The organism is Mobiluncus mulieris (assembly GCF_014204735.1).
Classification (GTDB): domain Bacteria; phylum Actinomycetota; class Actinomycetes; order Actinomycetales; family Actinomycetaceae; genus Mobiluncus; species Mobiluncus mulieris.
In genome coordinates this window covers 728,507-747,473 of the sequence record NZ_JACHMA010000001.1, presented here as the reverse complement: position 1 = coordinate 747,473, position 18,967 = coordinate 728,507, and the positions used below count along the sequence as shown (strand labels likewise).

18 protein-coding genes and 5 pseudogenes are annotated in these 18,967 nt (G+C 51.7%); 9 read left to right on the top strand and 14 right to left on the bottom strand.

All coding sequences use genetic code 11. The features are described 5' to 3' along the window. Window positions 1-101 precede the first annotated feature (101 nt). The 4 genes and pseudogenes from F4555_RS03375 to F4555_RS11090 all read right to left on the bottom strand — a co-directional run bounded on the left by F4555_RS03375 (window position 102) and on the right by F4555_RS11090 (window position 3,403). The gene (locus F4555_RS03375) at window positions 102-425 is read right to left on the bottom strand and encodes a ribbon-helix-helix domain-containing protein (RefSeq protein WP_004016944.1); all 324 of its coding nucleotides are present in this window, start codon (window positions 423-425) and stop codon (window positions 102-104) included. Then, window positions 347-877: a helix-turn-helix domain-containing transcriptional regulator gene (locus F4555_RS11530; RefSeq protein WP_376698551.1), complete on the bottom strand. Its 531-nt coding sequence runs from the start codon at window positions 875-877 to the stop codon at window positions 347-349. The genes F4555_RS03375 and F4555_RS11530 overlap by 79 nt, the downstream gene beginning before the upstream one ends. Window positions 878-1,016: 139 nt before the next feature. Then, a complete protein-coding gene (locus F4555_RS03370) occupies window positions 1,017-2,051 on the bottom strand; it encodes a virulence RhuM family protein (protein ID WP_004018018.1) in 1,035 nt (344 codons plus the stop codon). Between the two features lie 45 nt (window positions 2,052-2,096). After that, window positions 2,097-3,403 (bottom strand): annotated as a pseudogene (locus F4555_RS11090) (IS3 family transposase). A 447-nt stretch (window positions 3,404-3,850) separates the two neighbouring features. Between F4555_RS11090 and F4555_RS11080 the strand changes: the two are divergent. Next, window positions 3,851-5,278: pseudogene (locus F4555_RS11080) on the top strand (ISL3 family transposase). A 54-nt stretch (window positions 5,279-5,332) separates the two neighbouring features. Here F4555_RS11080 and F4555_RS03340 read toward each other — a convergent pair. Next, on the bottom strand, window positions 5,333-6,496 hold the full coding sequence (locus tag F4555_RS03340) for a hypothetical protein (protein WP_244854373.1): 1,164 nt from the start codon (window positions 6,494-6,496) through the stop codon (window positions 5,333-5,335). Beyond that, window positions 6,489-7,226 (bottom strand): hypothetical protein, encoded by a 738-nt coding sequence (locus F4555_RS03335; protein ID WP_004012619.1) that lies wholly within the window; start codon window positions 7,224-7,226, stop codon window positions 6,489-6,491. Before F4555_RS03335 ends, F4555_RS03340 begins: the two co-directional genes overlap by 8 nt. Window positions 7,227-7,596: 370 nt before the next feature. Between F4555_RS03335 and F4555_RS11635 the strand changes: the two are divergent. From F4555_RS11635 to F4555_RS03310, 4 genes and pseudogenes are all read left to right on the top strand, one after another. Beyond that, window positions 7,597-7,776 (top strand): annotated as a pseudogene (locus F4555_RS11635) (transposase); the annotation flags it as partial. 6 nt (window positions 7,777-7,782) lie between these two features. Beyond that, a pseudogene (locus tag F4555_RS11620) lies at window positions 7,783-8,641 on the top strand (IS3 family transposase); the annotation flags it as partial. Window positions 8,642-8,709: 68 nt separating this feature from the next. Further along, window positions 8,710-9,132 carry a transposase gene (locus F4555_RS03315; RefSeq protein ID WP_115326079.1) on the top strand — a complete coding sequence of 141 codons (423 nt, stop codon included), beginning with the start codon at window positions 8,710-8,712 and terminating at the stop codon, window positions 9,130-9,132. 110 nt (window positions 9,133-9,242) lie between these two features. Then, window positions 9,243-9,896 (top strand): IS3 family transposase, encoded by a 654-nt coding sequence (locus F4555_RS03310; RefSeq protein WP_160151217.1) that lies wholly within the window; start codon window positions 9,243-9,245, stop codon window positions 9,894-9,896. Window positions 9,897-9,918: 22 nt separating this feature from the next. Here the strand turns inward: F4555_RS03310 and F4555_RS11515 are convergent. Beyond that, window positions 9,919-11,216: pseudogene (locus tag F4555_RS11515) on the bottom strand (IS3 family transposase); the annotation flags it as partial. Between the two features lie 246 nt (window positions 11,217-11,462). Between F4555_RS11515 and F4555_RS03300 the strand changes: the two are divergent. The 4 genes from F4555_RS03300 to F4555_RS11070 are packed head-to-tail and all read left to right on the top strand — an operon-like array spanning window position 11,463 to window position 14,049. After that, entirely contained in the window at window positions 11,463-12,890 is a 1,428-nt protein-coding gene (locus F4555_RS03300; RefSeq protein ID WP_115326082.1) for a purine-cytosine permease family protein, read from the top strand. Between the two features lie 9 nt (window positions 12,891-12,899). Beyond that, window positions 12,900-13,739 (top strand): purine-nucleoside phosphorylase, encoded by an 840-nt coding sequence (locus tag F4555_RS03295; protein WP_004012622.1) that lies wholly within the window; start codon window positions 12,900-12,902, stop codon window positions 13,737-13,739. 11 nt (window positions 13,740-13,750) lie between these two features. Next, window positions 13,751-13,873: a hypothetical protein gene (locus F4555_RS03290; protein ID WP_004017517.1), complete on the top strand. Its 123-nt coding sequence runs from the start codon at window positions 13,751-13,753 to the stop codon at window positions 13,871-13,873. Between the two features lie 47 nt (window positions 13,874-13,920). Further along, window positions 13,921-14,049, top strand: coding sequence for a hypothetical protein (locus tag F4555_RS11070; RefSeq protein WP_004012624.1), 129 nt, complete (start codon window positions 13,921-13,923; stop codon window positions 14,047-14,049). 272 nt (window positions 14,050-14,321) lie between these two features. Here the strand turns inward: F4555_RS11070 and F4555_RS03285 are convergent, their stop codons facing one another. From F4555_RS03285 to F4555_RS03255, 7 genes are all read right to left on the bottom strand, one after another. Continuing rightward, complete coding sequence (locus F4555_RS03285; RefSeq protein ID WP_004014416.1) at window positions 14,322-14,588, bottom strand: hypothetical protein; 267 nt, start codon at window positions 14,586-14,588, stop codon at window positions 14,322-14,324. Further along, the gene (locus tag F4555_RS03280) at window positions 14,585-14,821 is read right to left on the bottom strand and encodes a hypothetical protein (protein WP_004012627.1); all 237 of its coding nucleotides are present in this window, start codon (window positions 14,819-14,821) and stop codon (window positions 14,585-14,587) included. The genes F4555_RS03285 and F4555_RS03280 overlap by 4 nt, the downstream gene beginning before the upstream one ends. 162 nt (window positions 14,822-14,983) lie before the next feature. Beyond that, window positions 14,984-15,232, bottom strand: coding sequence for a hypothetical protein (locus F4555_RS03275; RefSeq protein ID WP_174222557.1), 249 nt, complete (start codon window positions 15,230-15,232; stop codon window positions 14,984-14,986). A 40-nt stretch (window positions 15,233-15,272) separates the two neighbouring features. Then, window positions 15,273-15,974 (bottom strand): N-acetylmannosamine-6-phosphate 2-epimerase, encoded by a 702-nt coding sequence (locus F4555_RS03270; RefSeq protein ID WP_004012629.1) that lies wholly within the window; start codon window positions 15,972-15,974, stop codon window positions 15,273-15,275. 88 nt (window positions 15,975-16,062) lie between these two features. Further along, window positions 16,063-17,010 carry an ROK family protein gene (locus F4555_RS03265; RefSeq protein ID WP_004014421.1) on the bottom strand — a complete coding sequence of 316 codons (948 nt, stop codon included), beginning with the start codon at window positions 17,008-17,010 and terminating at the stop codon, window positions 16,063-16,065. 118 nt (window positions 17,011-17,128) lie between these two features. Continuing rightward, entirely contained in the window at window positions 17,129-18,046 is a 918-nt protein-coding gene (locus F4555_RS03260) for a dihydrodipicolinate synthase family protein (protein ID WP_004012631.1), read from the bottom strand. A 49-nt stretch (window positions 18,047-18,095) separates the two neighbouring features. Next, window positions 18,096-18,965 carry an ABC transporter ATP-binding protein gene (locus F4555_RS03255; protein WP_115326083.1) on the bottom strand — a complete coding sequence of 290 codons (870 nt, stop codon included), beginning with the start codon at window positions 18,963-18,965 and terminating at the stop codon, window positions 18,096-18,098. Between the last annotated feature and the right edge of the window lie 2 nt (window positions 18,966-18,967).

The window sequence follows — 18,967 nt, the reverse complement described above, 5'->3', positions numbered from 1 at the left end:
ATGTCAAGTGCAGCAGCGAAGCGGGCGGATTTCCGGATGGCACCTCATGCAGCCGGGCGAGAGGTGACGAGCGCAACCGCGCAATGGGATAAAATAATAATTTAGAGTGTGTTCGCTACCGCGCGGCGGATGTAATCGGAGCGGTTAGAGCCGGTTTTGTCAATAGCTTTGACCATCGATTCCGGGAATCTAACTGTCACGGAAACCAGCTTTTCACCAGCCATCACCGGGCGACCCACCCGAATCTTCTCCAGGTGACCCTCCCAAGTACCAGCTTCATACTGGGCGACCTCGCGCTCGATATCCTCATCAGTCAGGGTGCTTCCCCCGGCAAGTTTGTATTCCATCATTTCCTCCTTAATGCCCGCTCGATTTCCAGCCGAGTCTTTTTTGATGGCGGAATCATCGCGTGGTAAACCAGCCATCCATTTTCTGTCAACACCCCAACCATCTCCATTCCGCGCCCGCGCTGGTCAAATCCCGTACGGAGTTCCCGTTCCCCCGGTATCCGCACAGCGGCATATAGGAAGTGTTCCCAAGCCCATGTCACGTCCTGGGGCGTTAATTCTGGATGCCTTTGACAAACACGCGGATGCACGATGACTACGAAGCTATTGTAACGCAAACTGTAAGACAAAATCGTCATACAAGCCTTGCCACAAATCTTGGATGGCACCTCATACATCCGGGCGATAACGGCACAGGATAGTGCCACCCGGGAACAAAACTCTAGGAGGGTTGGACTGCCACAGCCATCTTCAGGCCGAGGTCTTTCACGATTTTTTATTATGGTCTCGAAAGACGGATTACCCTCCCGGGATAGTGACTTGTACAACGACTCACAGTTAAGGCCAGTTTCCCTAGCTAACCGGGTCATACCGTGGACGCGAGCGATATCACGCAGCATCAAAGGGTTTTGGCTGTTATCTGTGACTCAACAACCGTGTTAGCCACCCAATACTGTTGACACTTCGCCACCCGCTTAACCAATGCCCGCCTGCTCGACCGTAGATTCACTAAGCTTGGTCAGATTCTTCACTCAGCCGTCCTGCCTGGACAGCGAATCTGTCGAAATCCGATTCATAAGCCAGATCCTGCGTAACCCGGAACTTGGAGAACTCCTCCAGTGCACGCTTATCAGCAGTCTGCTTTGATATTTCGCCCGCGTTAGCCAGCAGCTCACGGCTGTCAAGGGCTAGCACTTGGTCAAGAAACTGCGCCCACTCTTCCATGGTCGTAGGGATGCGCCGTTTGGCTCGCGACTCAGCAAGATTCAAATACGCCTCAACCAGCCGACCCAAATCATCAAGCTCACTCTTGGTAAGGTAGTTTTTACCGACAGTCACGTCACCCGCAAGCACCTTCCCATCAGGAGAATTCTTCCACGAAGTCAAACCCATATGCGGCTTACCAGCATCCGCTCGCTCGGAGATGAGTTCAGCGGCGGTGTGCCCGTGGACGGCGTAATGCAGCTTGTTCTGGACAGTAGCAAAAAAAGCACGAGTGGTTGGCGCCTTCGCATCATAATCAACAGCCGTGGCATAGATGTCGGTTATCTTCTGATAGAAACGCCTCTCCGAGAGCCTAATCTCGCGGACTTCTTGCAGCAGCTGTTCAAAATAGTCTTCGCCCAGAATCTCGCCGGCCTCCATACGCTCGCGGTCTATCAAGTAGCCACGCAAAGTAAAATCGCGCAGGATACCGGTAGCCCACTGCCTAAACTGGGTGGCGCGAATCGAATTCACCCGGTAACCAACCGAAATAATCGCATCCAGATTGTAGTGCCGAATCGACCGCGTGACCTGGCGAGAGCCCTCCTGGCGAACTATCCGGAAATTCCGGACAGTTGCCTCCTCAGTTAGTTCGCCTGAGTTGTAGATGTTGGATAAGTGCTCATTGACCGTTCGCACATCGACATCGAACAGCTCTGCCATCAACGCCTGCGTCAACCAAATAGTGCCATCCTCATAGCGCACCTCGAGACTGTTTGTCACATCCGCCGTAAAAACCAGAAACTGACACGATGAATATTTGACCAACTTTTTAGACACCACCCGCCTCCGAAATCTCAAGTGTCCCAGGTTTTGTTCCGTTTCTTATACGGGTGCTAGTTGTTTAGCACGGGTTTGATTATATTGGGTTATCACTTCCTCGGGAGTGGAATAATCTAGCGATTCGTGGAGACGCTGGTGATTCCACCAGTACACCCAGTTCAGGGTCGCCCATTCGACTTCGGTACATGAGCCAGGTCTGGGAGTAAATCAACTCGGTTTTGTATAGCCCGTTGACGGTCTCGGCTAGCGCGTTATCGTAAGAATCCCCAATAGTTCCGATCGATGATCTAATCCCTACATCTGTTAGTCGTTGACTGTATTTAATGCTTACGTATTGACAACCATGGTCAGCGTGATGGATTAGTCCTGCCAGATTGTCTTTAGTGCAGCCTATCGCCTGTTCTAGAGCCTTTAACGGCAACGCCTCAGGGGCATAGTTGACCTGGTAGCCCAGCCCACAATCTTGCGTGAATACACGTCTGTAACAAAAGCTGTGTACACGAAACCCGACAAAGTTCTAACATAAGTGATATCCGCGACCCACAGCCGGTTCGGCGCGTTGGAGCTGAACCGGCGTTGAACCAAGTCCGGGCGTGTATCCGGGCGGTGAAGGCCGGGTAGTCACCGGTTTACGGCCTCGGTGTGCCCCATGAATCCCGGCCAGGCGCATCAACCTGCCAGTCTGTTCCCGTCCGATAGCAAACCCCGCCCGGCGCATAGCACGCCAGATTTTACGAATCCCATAAACACGGTAATTCTGGTCGAAAATCTTTACGATTTCCTCGATTAACAAGGCATCTCTCAATCGCCTAGCACACACAGTTCTTGACTTTGCAGCCCGGTAACCACGTGGCGTGAGGAAGCCCCCAACCATGTGTTCTCTCATAACCCGGCAAATACACTCGACCGAGAAACAATCACGATACTGGTCAATAAACGCAATCATTTCATACCGGGGTACTTGCACCTCCGGTGCGTACCCAGCCTCGCTCGGAATGCAAACTCGAAAACTGCGTTTTCAGTTTGCATCCTCACTCGGCCGGGTGGTCGAATTCTTTGGCGAAAAAAGCTGATGCCAGTTTCAGAATCTCGTTCGTACGTCTGAGTTCTGCGTTTTCTTTACCCAGACGTCGTATCTCGGCAGACTCCTCTCGAGTGACCCCGGATCTCTCGCCCTGATCTATTTCAGCTTGATTCACCCAGCGGCGCAGTGATTCCCGACTGACACCGAGTTTCAATCCGATATCGCTGATAACCGCCCATCTCAAAACCCCAGAATCGTCTCGAAGCCGGTCAAACACCAGCCCGACAGCACAATCCCTAAACCCCTGCGAATAATTCCTAGGCATAAAACAACCCTCTCAAAAAAACCTAGAAACAAAACACGGGACACTTCAGGAGAATGTCTTCTTTCGTAGGGTGTCTTACTGTCCTCTCGTCTTGCATCTGGTGCCCTCGAGGTGCAACAAGGCTCGAGGAGTCGAGTCTTTTCGACATTACAATCAGAGAGGTACCTGTTGGGAGGCGCAATGTTGTAAAGCCTGACGGGACGTTAGGCCTTGCTAAGGCTCGCTAGGTCATGGTTGGTCGAAAAAATCGATTCAATTATCTATCGCTCACCGCTTCCGTAACTCGATATGGGGGTTCTTCGCATTTGAGGGTGTTTTAGGGGTTGGGGGTGGCCGGGGTTTTGGGTGTTTTGGGGTGTTGGCGTGGTGGTGGTGGGGGTTGGGTGTCGGAGCCTTTGTGATGATTGGTTTGTAAACATCGAAAAATCGCGCAGAAAGGCTCCGGCGATGTTTGATTCTACCGTATGTACCCGTCCCTGCGCACCTGCCAGTGTGGAAAGAATCTTCAGAATCGCTGAGTCGGGTTTGAGCGTGGTTTCGGATGAAACCAGTGAGCAGCGCACGGTACTGTATTGCAAGATAGCAAGGAAAAACGAGTTCTGTCAGTGGTGTGGCGCACAGGGCGAGGCTCGAGGCACGGCGAGTAGAGATATTAACCATTTTCCTTGCGGCTCATACCCCACGGTGTTGCGTATCAGGATTCCACGCTGGGGCTGTAAGACCTGTGGGAGGGTGTGGCGGCAAAACACCGAGCATATCGCCAAGCCACGCGGGAAAATGACGTTGAAAGCCGCGTGGTATGTCTTGAAACTCGTAGTAGTAGACCACCTGTCTATCTCCGCAGTAGCGCGTAACCTCGGGGTTTTCTGGGGTGCTGCTAACGATGCGGTGTTCGAGTTGGGCTTGGAAATGCTGATAAACAACCCCGCTCGTCTGGAAGGGGTGCGGGTTATTGGGGTGGATGAACACGTTTGGTCACACACCTCCAAAGGGTCGCGTTTCGTCACGGTGATAATCGACTTGACTCCCGTAGCGGACAAGACCGGCCCGGCACGTTTGTTGGACATGGTGGAAGGCCGGTCTAAGAAAGCTTTCAAATCCTGGCTGGCCAAGCAAACCCCAGAATTCTGCAAGAATGTCAAGGTCGCGTCAATGGACGGGTTCACCGGGTTTAAGACCGCTGTCGACGAGGAACTACCGCAAGCCACCACTGTTATGGATTCGTTTTACAGCGGCGCGCGGGCGAAGCCCGCACCTCGCCGCTGCCGCTGGCGGAGGCGAATAGCGACGGCACCGATGTGCCGTCGCCGCCATAGCACCTCATGAAAAGAAGCCCTGGCCGGGGACGCGCTAGACAAGTGCCGCCAGCGTATCCAACAAGAAATTCTAGGGCGGCGCGGTCGTAACGGTGACCCGCTCTACGGGGTGAGGAGAACCCTGAAAACCGGGGCAAACCTGCTTACCGACAAGCAAGCAGAGAAACTCGAGGCTATCTTCGCTGATGATTTCCATGCCTGTGTGGAAGCAGCCTGGATATCATACCAAGACATGATGCACGCCTACCGACAGAAAAACCGCCAATACGGCAAACACCTCATGCAACAAGTCATCGAGAAACTGGCTAATATCCCTAAAGACATCGCCGCTGGGCTACCCGAACTAAGACGGCTAGGCCGCACGTTGAAGCGCCGCACCGGGGACATCCTGGCCTACTTCGACCACCCCCATAGTTCTAACGGGCCAACCGAAGCCATCAACGGTCGTCTCGAACACCTTAGAGGCACCGCCCTCGGATTCCGCAACTTCATCAACTACCGCATCCGCGCCCTCCTCGAAACCGGAGAATTCAAAAACCAACTACACCCTCAAATATGAAGAGCCGGTTAACCCCAACACCCATTATCTGTTACTAAAGTATGTAACCCAGATTTAATTTTTGAACCAGGTGGTTGGAATATTTGCACCAGCACCGCGATAGGCTGATCGCGGTATATCGAAAGTTTCTTCAATAAAATTGCCAGTTTTGGGATTAAAATAAATTAAGGATTCAGCCTCCCTAACCACATATTTTTCTTTTTTCGGTAGCGGATTCCAGAAATGTAGATACAAATTACCACCGTAGCTCATAAAGTGTACAAAGGATGCAACTTTAAGTTTGGAATTTAATATGTAGTCAGTTTTACTATTTCCATCTAAATCAAACACCATTAATCTAGTTTCTTCACTCTTGTGTTCTCTAATCCCATAAAAACAATTGTCTAGAAATATGAACTTATGAATATTGTTTGACATGAAGACTGGAGAGCTTAGTTGCTTTCCTGTTTCAAGAGAAAATTTAACCAGATAGGATTCCCACTCACCCGTATCATTTGTATTGGTGTATTGCACAATACAGTGTACGGCTTTATTAACTATTGTACAATTCTCGAAGCTATTCCAGTGGTCGGGTATATCTATTGGAGTTTGAGATACAATAGAACCATTTTCGAGAGTTAGAATTTGATACTGCGCACTCTTTGTGGCATGGTTATTGTCGCCACTTAAAACAATAAGATTATCGGCAAGCTGAATCGAATCGACACGAAGAGGAACTATAGTAGACCAAATAACATTACCTGAAGCATCAATACGAAATATTTTATCAGGATAGCTCCCGTCAGGGAGTGTGTAATTTAGTTTATTTCTTGCTACGACTGCGCCGCCATCCTCTAGGGAAAGTACTGCATTATACCCACCAAAGTCACCGGTTTCTTCCGTAAAAATTTTACCCCACGTACCATCTTTGGAAATTTTCAATAGGCCGTCACTGCGTGCAGCAATTACGTATACATTGGGATTATCCAAACTAGACACTTCAAAATAATCAGCATCGGGAACGTTTGCTACCTTTTTTGCTATCTGATTGTTTTTTCCTGTAAGAATGTACGAGTATTTATCAAACATACCGGTTTGAATAATTAAGTTTTGGCCGGAAGGTAAATCGACTTTTCCCTTGGTTGTTGTTGGCGTACTAGCGCATGCGCTAAGACATAGTAAAAGTGCAAGCGCAATAATCAAATTGAGTCGTAAAGTTTTCCCTATAGTCTTAGCCAAGAGTGCCCCACAAGATTGTTGTTGCCGAGGATTTTGCAATTTCTGCTGGTGTAACAATAGTATCCCACTTAATATAGTCTATGTCGTTTCCTTGTGTCAACCAAGCATACCAAACTAGCTGAGAACAATACATCCTGCTTATGTCATATTTATTATGCACATTTATCCAGTAACTTGTGCCAATTTTAGATTCGGCCCACGCTGCAGCGCCCTGTCTTTTTTTAAGGCTCGAAACTTTATTTCCAAGCAATATCTTACCACCATCTCTGCTTCTCCACGTATTGGGATATTCTTGAACTCCGTCTTTTCCTATTGGTGAATTAAAGTCTGGATAAGCTTCGATTGTCACTTCCGGTTTGTTGGACACAATAGCTGCGTGGCCTACTATCGTAAGGCTTCCTGAGCTATTGCCGAAAGTTGATACCCATATTTCTCCAACCTCACCAAGGGTTGGAGCATTTTCTCTATCCTCTCCTAATGGGGAATATTTGTCTAACTCAGACTTATTTTCTTCTATTACTTCTTGCATAAGTTTCGTGTCCCTTTCAGCATAGTCGCGCATCTCTTCTGCTGTCAGACCGGAACTTTCCATGATTTTTCGGTCAAAATCGGTAGGAGAATCCGCAGAATACGCAATTGTAGGCGTAGTGAATAAAGCTACTCCAGCAATACTTGCAATTATGGTAGCACTCGACATACTGGCAAACAAGCGAATTTTCATTATTTTCATTTTTCTCCCCTTCGAGACGGTTTTAACAGTTCCCTTTTGAGAACCTAGCTTAATCGTATCACAGTGTTGTCACCTCGGTCTATGATTCAAACTGGTATTTCTGACTATACTTTTGGCTACCCACTGTACTTATCCCTTTGAAGTATTGACATGAGCTAGCACGCCAGATATCAGTGAGTAGGGTTCATGAGGGGCAAGCTGAGTTTCACGCGAGCTCCACAGATATTACCCTGGCTATCTTCCAGGTGCGCAGGGACGGGTACATACGGTAGAATCAAACATCGTCGGAGCCTTTCTGTGCGATTTTTCAATGTTTACAAACTGAAGTGTCCCGTGTTTTGTTTCTAGGTTTTTTTGAGAGGGTTGTTTTATGCCTAGGAATTATTCGCAGGGGTTTAGGGATTGTGCTGTCGGGCTGGTGTTTGACCGGCTTCGAGACGATTCTGGGGTTTCGAGATGGGCGGTTATCAGCGATATCGGATTGAAACTCGGTGTCAGTCGGGAATCACTGCGCCGCTGGGTGAATCAAGCTGAAATAGATCAGGGCGAGAGATCCGGGGTCACTCGAGAGGAGTCTGCCGAGATACGACGTCTGGGTAAAGAAAACGCAGAACTCAGACGTACGAACGAGATTCTGAAACTGGCATCAGCTTTTTTCGCCAAAGAACTCGACCACCCGGCCGAGTGAGGATGCAAACTGAAAACGCAGTTTTCGAGTTTGCATTCCGAGCGAGGCTGGGTACGCACCGGAGGTGCAAGTACCCCGGTATGAAATGATTGCGTTTATTGACCAGTATCGTGATTGTTTCTCGGTCGAGTGTATTTGCCGGGTTATGAGAGAACACATGGTTGGGGGCTTCCTCACGCCACGTGGTTACCGGGCTGCAAAGTCAAGAACTGTGTGTGCTAGGCGATTGAGAGATGCCTTGTTAATCGAGGAAATCGTAAAGATTTTCGACCAGAATTACCGTGTTTATGGGATTCGTAAAATCTGGCGTGCTATGCGCCGGGCGGGGTTTGCTATCGGACGGGAACAGACTGGCAGGTTGATGCGCCTGGCCGGGATTCATGGGGCACACCGAGGCCGTAAACCGGTGACTACCCGGCCTTCACCGCCCGGATACACGCCCGGACTTGGTTCAACGCCGGTTCAGCTCCAACGCGCCGAACCGGCTGTGGGTCGCGGATATCACTTATGTTAGAACTTTGTCGGGTTTCGTGTACACAGCTTTTGTTACAGACGTGTATTCACGCAAGATTGTGGGCTGGGCTACCAGGTCAACTATGCCCCTGAGGCGTTGCCGTTAAAGGCTCTAGAACAGGCGATAGGCTGCACTAAAGACAATCTGGCAGGACTAATCCATCACACTGACCATGGTTCTCAATACGTAAGCATTAAATACAGTCAACGACTAATGGGGTTACCCTTGTTTTGTTGACACTTAGTTTGTCGGGTTTTGCTCGGCTGGAGAGATTGTGAACTATGTCTGCAAGGAAAAGATATACGCCGGAGTTTCGGCGTGATGCTGCCTCGCTGGTGATTGAGCGTGGTGAGACGATTGCCCAGGTAGCGCGTGATTTGAACGTGGGAGAGAGCCTGTTTGGCCGCTGGGTGAAACTAGAGCGGGAACGCCGGGAGGCGGAAAGCAAAGGAGCGATGACTTCCACGCAGTGGGCTAAGGAAAACGCTGCGCTGCGTCGTGAAGTGGCTAGGCTGAGGATGGAGAATGAGTTCTTGGAAAAAGCCAGCGCCATCGATGCTTCCAAGCTCGATTCGAGAGTGTTTCGAGTTGATGGACGTGGAGAAGGCGAATTACCCGATTGCTTTGATGGCTCGCGTGTTGAAGGTTACTCGACCAGGCTATTATGTGTGGCGTTCCCGGCGTGGGGTTCGCCAAGAACGTAACGGTAGGCGGTTTTCTTTCGATATGAGTGTGGTTTGGTTTTTCAACCAGTACGACCAGACGCACGGCGCTCCGCGTTTGACGGCGGTTTTGGCTCGTAATGGTATCCCTTGTGGGTAAGAAGACTGTGGCGGCCTCACTGCGCCGTCAGGGGCTGCGTGCGGTGAGTTCGCGTATGTTCCGGCATCCGCGTTCTAAGGATGTGGGGGAATGCGTGTATGAGGATTCATGCAACAGGCAGTGGGATAAAGGCTCTCTCGACAAGGTGTGGATTACGGATTTCACGTATCTGCGAAGTGGTCAGGGCTGGGTGTATCTCGTGGCGGTGCGTGACGCTCACACTAAGCGTGTTATCGGCTATGCCATGGGGGTGAGCCAGGTGACTGACCTGGTGAGGCAGGCTTTAAATATGGCGTATGCGTGTCGGGAACGTAAACCCGCAGGGCTGGTGTTGCATGCTGATAGGGGATGCCAGTTCACGTCTAGGGAACTAGGTGAATATGCCAAGAAAGCCGGGTTGACTCTCTCGATGGGACGCACCGGGGTGTGCTGGGATAACGCGATGGCTGAATCGTTTTGGTCAACATTGAAAATCGAGTACTACTACCGGCATGCTTTCAGGACAAGAGAGGAGGTCTACGAAGGGGTTTCAAGCTGGATTGAAGGGTTTTACAACCGTAAACGACTGCATTCCAGTATCGGCATGATGCCACCCGTGGAATACGAACTCAAGATGAGTCAGACCGCCTGGAAACAGGCAGCCTAAACAACCAACCCGTTACCAACTTGCGGCCAACCCCATTTCTGGTGTTTTGCCAGTATTGGTTTTCGGTTTCTTGGGGTGTTTGGTAGTTGAGGTTTTCGTGTAGTCTGGTGGTGTTCCACCATGACATCCACTCGAATGTCGCGATTTCTACTTCCAAAACATCCTCCCATCTGCGGTTATGTATTAGTTCGTTCTTGTATGACCCGTTAACATTCTCGGCCAGAGCATTATCATAAGAATCCCCCACGGATCCGGTAGATGGGGTTATCCCGTATTCGGCGAGCCTCTGGTTGTAAACTAAGGAAACGTACTGTGAGCCGTGATCCGAGTGATGAACCAAACCCACGGTCTCCTTGGCGTTGTGAATCGCCTGGTTCAACGCTGCTAGGCAACAACTCAGTAGCCACCGTGGGGGATAAAACCCAACCCACAATTTTGCGTGAGAACACGTCGGTGACGAAGGCCGCATACACGACCCCCTTCCGGGTCGGCACATAAGTGATATCGGCAACCCAAAGCCGGTTAAGAGCCAAGGCAGGAAACTCGCGGTTCACTAAATCCGGGCGCGTATCAGGAGCTTTAGGCGGCCGGGTAGTTATGGGCATCCTGCCTTTAGACTTGCCCTGAACGCCAGTCAGGCGCATCAGCCTATGAGTCTGCTCATGCCCAATATCAACCCCGAGTCGTCCCATGTGTGTGCCATATTTTCCGGACCCCGTAAACCGCGTAATTCTCCGCATGAATACGGCGGATTAAGCCTACAAGTTCCGGGTTACGCTGAGTCCTGGCGGACTCGACGCGGGTCTTCATGTCCCGGTAACCGCGCGAGGTGATAAACCCGCCCTCAAGGTTCTCACTCAACGTCTCACATATGAACTCGACCGAGAAACGACTACGATGCTGGTCAATGCACGCAATCATTTCCGACGTGTGGGCTGAGTGGCAGCGGCTTTGCCGCGTGAGCCGCTCAGTAGCAGCGTGGAGCCGTTAAAAACCGGCCATGATTGGCCGGTTTAGGAGAAACACCCCCGAGAATCCGAGGCGAAAAAACCGAAGCAGCTTTAAGTAACTCATTCGTGTCACGAAGCTCTTGATTTTCCCGGCGGAGCTTTGCAAGCTCGCTGATAAGGTCTTCCTCGGTTTTACGGATTTCCCCGGCTCTATGTGCTTGTTTATGCCACATTTGCGCGGTGATGCGAAATTCCGAGCTTGGGAGCCACCCCAACAGGCAGCTCGAATCGAGACACCTTCCGACGTGACTCTGCTTTCCACCAGGCGAACCACACAGTCTTTAAACTCCTGATCAAATTTCCTTACCATAATACCTATCTTCCTATCTAATCAACCGAAAGAAAACCTGAACCAGTTCACTAGCTGCAGATTTATCTCAATTTTTGAAAATTAAAACTTTTTTTAAAAAATGCTTGTGCGCCATGATGCGCTGTGGTAATTTAGGTTCCACGCAAACGTTTGCTTAATTTTGCATTCTATCCGAGCAAAGGAGACAAGGAATGCCCAAAAGTGACTTTTACCTAGGGACAACAGCTCTCAACGAGGAGGAAAATCGTGGATAGCATTGAAATAACTGGCATCGAAATTGTTCAGGACAAGGAAAGAACCGCTAAGCCCCGCAATTTGTTCTTGCCGTGGTTCGCTTCCAACATATCTGTTTTCGGGATGAGCTATGGTGCATGGATTCTTGGCTTTGGGATTTCTTTTGTCCAGGCTGTAATCATTTCCATCATTGGAGTTATCTTGTCCTTCGCTATATGCGGTGTTATCGCACTGGGTGGGAAAAGAGGCTCCGTGCCCACAATGGTCATGTCCCGTGCGGCTTTTGGAGTCAACGGAGCCAAGATCCCGGGTGTGATTTCCTGGCTCACCTCAATCGGGTGGGAAACTTCCTTGGCGATTACCGCAGTGCTAGCAACAAACACCATCCTAGCGAGATTGGGATGGGCTGGAGATGATTCAACTGTCGTAAAAGCTATAGCTGCGGCCACAGTAGCTGTGCTGATAGTGTTAGGAGCGGTTGCCGGGTATCACATCATCATGAAGATGCAGGCTGTTTTGACCTGGGTGACAGGCATCACAACCATAATCTACATTTTACTGGTTTTTCCGCATATCGATTTTGCTGCCATTGTAACCCACCCGAATGGGTCACTCGCCTCCATGCTAGGCGCTTTTGTCATGGTGATGACAGGAATGGGACTAGGTTGGGTAAATATAGCGGCTGACTGGTCACGCTACCAAAGCCGCGAGACTCCAGGTAGCCAAATCGTGTTCTGGAACACATTCGGCGGATCATTGGGTCCCGTTTTCCTTATTAGTTTCGGTTTAATGCTGGCAGGGTCGGACGAGAAACTTGCAAATGCCATCGGTGGTGACCCAGTGGGAGCGCTGGCGACGTTGCTACCAACTTGGTTCCTGGTGCCTTTCCTCATTACCGCGATTCTGTCCCTCTTGTCGGGTGCTATCAACGGGATTTACTCCTCAGGTTTGACACTGTTGACCTTGGGAATCCGCATCCCACGTCCGCTGGCTTCACTAATTGATGGTGTGATACTGACCTGTGGCACCATTTATGTCACTTTCTTTTCCCCAACCTTTATTGGTCCGTTCCAGTCCTTCCTGGTCACGCTAGGCGTTCCTTTGGCGGCCTGGACTGGAATCATGATGGCGGATATCACCTTGCGGAAAAAAGATTACGACGAGGAAGCGCTCTTTACCACAAGCGGCAAATATGGAAGTTATAACACTATCTCCCTGGTGATTCTTGCGGTTTGCTGTTTCATTGGTTGGGGACTGGTAATCAACGGCTTTGCGGACGCGCCTTTCAATAACTGGCAAGGGTATTTGCTCCCGCTGGTTGGCGGCAAGGACGGAGCGTGGGGCTCTGGCAATATTGGTGTCATATTGTCTCTTATCATTGGGTACGCTGCTTACTACGGTACCCACGTTAAACGGGTACGCAGTCAGGAATTAGCCTAGGAGAACACGATGGCAGATTCCCGACAAGAAGCGTTAGAGTACTGTCTGAAACGTACTCCACAACGTATAGCTCAGGTGAAAGCTGCGGTGCAGTTAATTCAAGAACGTACCCAGCGGGAAAACCATGATGTGTTGGTAGTACTAGGTTCGGGACTACACGATACTGTGTGTAATTTAGGAAAAAACCCAGTAGAGCTTCCACTCAAGGAGCTGCTTGGAGCCAAAATACCAAGTGCACAGGGACATGGAACTCAAATTGTATCTGTGCAGATTGAAACCGAGGCTAAAACAGTTAACATTCTGGTTTGCACCGGCAGAATCCACCTGTATGAAGGACACACCCCTGCAGATCTATGTTTCGTGCCTCAGGTTGCAGCTATGACCGGCATCCAGGCCGCGTTTTTGACTAATGCCGGCGGCTGTCTACAGCCGTGGGAACTGGGTGATGTCATGGCAATCCGAGATCACATCAACTTCAGTGGAGCATCCCCCTTTACCGGGCCTGTGTTCGTAGACATATCCCAGGTTTGGGATAGTGACTTGACTGCAGCGATTAAGAAGCATGCTTCCCGTTCTGGAGTGTATGCAATTTCGCGAGGGCCAGAATATCAAACCCTCGCAGAATCGATAATGATGCGAAACAACGGTATCGACATGGTGGGTATGAGCACTGTGTTGGAAGCTATAGCCTTGCATCAACTGGGAGTTCGGGTGTGCGGGGTATCAGTTACATCTGATTTAACCTTTAGCTCAACGCCCACTACCCATTCTGAAGTTTTACACGCAGTGAGAAGTGCAATTCCCTGTGTACAGAATTGCCTATATGAAGTAATTAACGCCTTATATTAAGGAGGATTAGGATGAAAATAACCAAGAGAATTATTGCGGTCGCCGGGGCGTGTGCCCTTGCCAGTGTGGTTGGCGCGCCCGCCGCGATTGCGGATAAGGGCACGGCCAGTGATGACGTTGTGACTTTGGATTGAAGTGGTTCAGGTTTTCTTCCGATTGATTAGATAGGAAGATAGGTATTATGGCAAGGAAATTTGATCAAGAGTTTAAAGACCGTGTGGTTCGCCTGGTGGAAAGCAGAGTCACGTCGGAAGGTGTCTCGATTCGAGCTGCCTGTTGGGGTGGCTCCCAAGCTCTGTCCTGGAAGTAGAAATCGCGACATTCGAGTGGGTGTCATGGTGGAACACCACCAGGCTACACGAAAACCTCGACTACCAAACACCCCAAGAAACCGAAAACCAATACTGGCAAAACACCAGAAAACATGAAATAACAAAAAACAAGGTACACGCCCAGGAAGCAAACCCAGACCACTTCAAATCGTCATACAAATCTTGCCGCGCAGTTCCGACTGGCGCCTCATGAAGACGACGGAAAACGAACCACACGCGCACAATGCGCGGCGGCCACCAATTAGTGGTGTCACGAGTCCGCGATGAGTTCCTTTGAAACCGCGCGGCGCACATAATCCGAGACAGTCACGCCTTCATCCTGCGCCTTGCTGGCAACCAGATTCCACACCCCCACCGGCATCCGCACGCTTTTAGCCTGCATAGGGGCATCCCGTTCCCAGGCACGAGGCTCTACTGTCTCCACGACCGAGTTAGGAAACCCCACCTCAGCTTCCGCCGCCCATTTCTCGACATCAGAATCATCAAAGGGAACCCCATTCATATCGAAATACTTCATTGGTAAAACTCCTTCCGGAAAGATTCAGTCAGATAGTTAGCGTGAAAAATCAGCACCCCGAAATCAGTGCGCACCAGGCACAGCTCAAGTGGCAACCCGGTATCAGACCAACCAATCAACGCATAGCGTTGCGGCTCCGTATCCCGGTCACGCTCCCGAACCCGGATAGTTTGGCAAGCCAGATTAGTAAGCGGCAAGAATCTGGTCACTAGACAAACCGTGCTTATAGGCATGGGGATGAATCCGAATCAGCATAGTGAACCTGCCTCGAAACACGCAATGTCACACACTGACGTGTTTTACCACAGCACCTTTCAAACCCGCCCCTGCTCGGAAACCAAAAACTCAAGAAGATTCAAGGTGGTGGTGCAGCGGGTGGATTTTCGGCTGCCGCCTCATGAACCCGAGGCGGCAATGACCCCATCCGAGTCGACACAACGGCTCAACCGGCTCAACCGGCTCAACCGGCTCAATCGATGCAACCAGAATGCCAAGACCGCCCCGACCACGCCTACCCCGGCCATGAACACGAAAATAATCGAAAACCCGACCCCGGGGTTATTTTCATACGCATCCAAAATCGCCCCGTTAATCGCCTTCGTTTCAACAGGTTCATATGCTTCCCTCAGTGATTCCCGAGCCACAAGGGTGGTGCTTATATTCGGTTACAGCCTCACTACTCGCTCAAGGCAGCATTTTTGTGTACCATCCGGTAATCCGTTGCGGGTGAGTAATCGCAGTTCCCACGCAGGCAAAGTGAATCGGGAATTCAAAGACGCGCTGCAAATCTTCGGGACTGTGAATCCGCCCCTCGACCACCACCGGAGCATTCACCGCCAGGCACAAGGCTTCAATGAAACGCAAATCTGGGCCTTCGGTGGCCGGACGCGAATACGCATAACTATCGGGGGTGTATCCTGCCAAGGTTGTCCCAATCAAATCCGCTCCGGCGTCTTCAGCGGCTTTCGCGTCTTCCAGGGATGCGCAGTCAGCCATGACTGCCGCCTGGGGGAAACAGTCATGAATGGCCGCGACTGCGTCGGCGAAGGTCTCGCCCGCTCCGCGTTCACGCAAAGTGGCATCTACCGCCACAATATCTGCCCCGGCTTCGATACAAGCCTTGGCGTGGGCAACGGACGGGGTGATATACACGCCGTCATGTCCGGCTTTAATCAGCCCGATAATCGGGACTTCCACGGCTTGACGCACCGCGATAATATCGGCCAATCCCTGTACTCTGACTGCGGACGCACCCCCCGCCACTACCGACTGCGCCACTGCTGCGGTAATATCCGCCCGGCGCATCGGCTCGCCGGGATAGGCCTGGCAGCTGACCACCAGTTTGCTTTTAAGTCCTGCCACTAACTGTTTACGCGCTTCGTTCATTTTTGCGAATTCTCCTTAGTCTTGTGTCCCCTCTATCCCTTTCCCCTTTCATGAGGGGCAAGCCGGGGTTATTGATTTAACTCTAGAACTATCCTTGTTTCAGGTTTCCCAAATAATCCCAAATCTTTTTGGCCGCCCCCACCAAGGCCGCCTGGTTCCCTAACTGAGCCTTAACCACGGGAACCTCGCGCAGCGCGTCCACCAGTTGCTCCCGATAGGCCTCGCGTAGTGCGCCCCACCATAGTTCACCGCTGTTACCCAGTCCACCCCCTACAATCACCAGTTCTGGGTCGAAAATGTTTACGATTGTCCCCAGGGCACGTCCGGTTTCCCGCCCGGCTTCCCGGTAGGTTTCCAAGGCCAGGGGATCCCCACTTTCGGCCATTTTCTCCAGAGCTTTCGCGCCCGTCACCGCATTATCCCCGCCTTTTTCGTGATACCAGGCCACCAGTCCCGGTCCAGAGGCCACGGCCTCCAGGTGTGGAACCTGCCTCCGACAGGTACAGGCGCGTTTAGTGGCCAAAAAAGTCGGCAGATGCCCGAAGTCTCCGATGGTACCACGCGGGCCGACCATAATTTCGCCGTTCATCATCACGGCTCCCCCGATACCGGTTCCCAGCGCCATCATCGCCAGATTCATCTTGCCAACACCCGCGCCTTTCCAAGCCTCACCTCGCAGATGCGCGTTCACATCGTTTTCCAGAGTTACCGGCAGCCCAGTTGCGGCCTCTACCCGTTCTGCCAAGGGGGTGCCAGCCCAGTCTTTGATGGCATCGGTAGCAGCAATAATGTTTCGTCCTGCCGCATCTACCACCCCAGCTGAGCCAATGCCCACCCCAACGATGTTTGCCCCGCCGGCCGTTCCAGCGGCTTGCAAATCCTGCACCAGCCCCGCCACGGCAGCGACCACTGCCTCAGGACCTTCCTGTGAGGGCGTGTAAACTCGCTGCTGGTCATGCAGCCTGCCGTCAGGGTCAGCAAGCGCCCCCGCAATCTTGGTGCCGCCTAAGTCTATGACTGCCACTTTTTCTGTCACTACTTGACTCCTTTGTCTGTTTCACTCGCCTTGGCTCGGTTATGTTTCGGGTTGGGATTGGGGTGGGATTCATGAGGTGCCAGCAAAATCAGCTGGCACCTCATGAAAACGAACCTTTCTAAGGCAACAACCCGACCTCGCGCAACACGCCGCGCACGTGTTCCACGTTTTCCCCACTCAAAGCGGTGACTGGCTCGGGCATCGTGTTAGACGCAAAAATGCCCAACAGCCACAATGCGGTCTTGAACGATCCGATACCGGCACCAAAACCACCCACACCTTTAACGTTTACGATGCGCATCAGGCGCGCCAGGCGGTCTTGTTCCTCGCGAACTTTCGCCCAGTCTCCGGCCTGGAAAGCCTGCCATTGCCGCACGTAACCGGCCGGGTCAACGTTACCCAGTCCGGGGACAGAACCGTCCGCACCCGACAGGTAAGCCCCATCAACTACCACTTCATGTCCAGTCAACAGGGACAGCGGGTGTCCAGCATCCTTGTTATCTAAACAGAGCTGGCGGAAAGCCACGTCGTCACCCGAGGAATCTTTGACCCCCGCGAGCACCCCTTCTTTACCGAGACGCAGCAGCAAATCTCCCGGCAGTTTCGTGTGGACACACACCGGAATGTCATAGGCCCACACCGGCACCGGAGAGGCTTCGGCCAACAAACGGAAGTGGCGTTCCACCTCGGTCATGGTTTGCAGGGCGTAAAAAGGTGCGGTGGCCACCACAGCATCAACACCCAAGTCAGCGGCACGTTTGATGTGTTCCTTGACGCGATTGGTTTCCGTGTCGATAACTCCAGCCAGAACCGGCACGCGTCCCTTCGCGAATTCCACGGCAGCCTTGAGGATTTCATCGCGGCGCCGATCCGTGGAAAACACTACCTCGGAGGATGAACCCAAGACGAACAGGCCATCTACGCCACCGGATATCAGGTGTTCTATCAGTTTCGCGTAAGATTCCCTGTCGAAGTCGTGGTTTTCGGTCAGGGGGGTTACTACCGGGGGGACAACACCCCGAATTTCCTTTTTCATTGCTATCCTTACTTTACAGTCTTGCAGTTGTTTAGTTGTTGGCCTCGAATTAGCCGAGGTCTACTCCAGCTGGATGCAGCAAACTCGGAGCCGCCCCCAGCAAGGTCTTGGTGTAGTCGTCTTTAGGTTGGAAGAACAGCTGATCGGCCGGTCCTTCTTCGACAACTTTTCCATGGTTCATCACGGCAATACGATCCGAAACATAACGCACAGTTTGAATATCATGTGAGATGAACACCATCGCTAACCCGTCTTCTTTCAGTTCGGTCAACAGATTCAGAATCTGGGCTCGCACCGAAACGTCTAGGGCGGAGGTCGGTTCATCTGCGATAATCACATCCGGTTCTAGGCTGAGTGCTCGAGCGATGGCCACGCGCTGACGCTGGCCACCGGAAAGCTGGCCGGGCAGAGCATCCAAAGCGGAATTTGGCAAGCCCACTTTGGTTGTCAGCTCGTGTACCCGGGCTTCTTGTTGCTCCGGGGTGCCGCGGTGGTGTACCCGCAACGGGTCACTCAGCTGGTCTCGCACACTCATGCGTGGGTTCAGGGCAGTGGCCGGGTCTTGGAAGACGACCGAAACCACTTTACCTATCATGCGTCGATGTGTGGCAGAGCGTTTAGTGACTTCTTGGCCTTTGAAAAAGACCCGGCCTTTGGTGGGCAGTTGCAGCCCGCACATCACATTGGCAGTAGTGGATTTCCCACAGCCTGATTCACCCACGATTCCCAGGGTTTTACCCGGTCTTATTTGCAGGCTCACACCTTGTACAGCGTGCACCCGGTTGGGGTGGAAAATCGAACCGGTACGAGTTTTAAAGGTTACCTCGATGTTTTGCAGGTCGATGATGGGGGTTTCTCCGTTTGGCGACGTGCTTGTCGACGTGCTTGACGAGGTGGAACTAGCGGTATTTTCGCTCATGG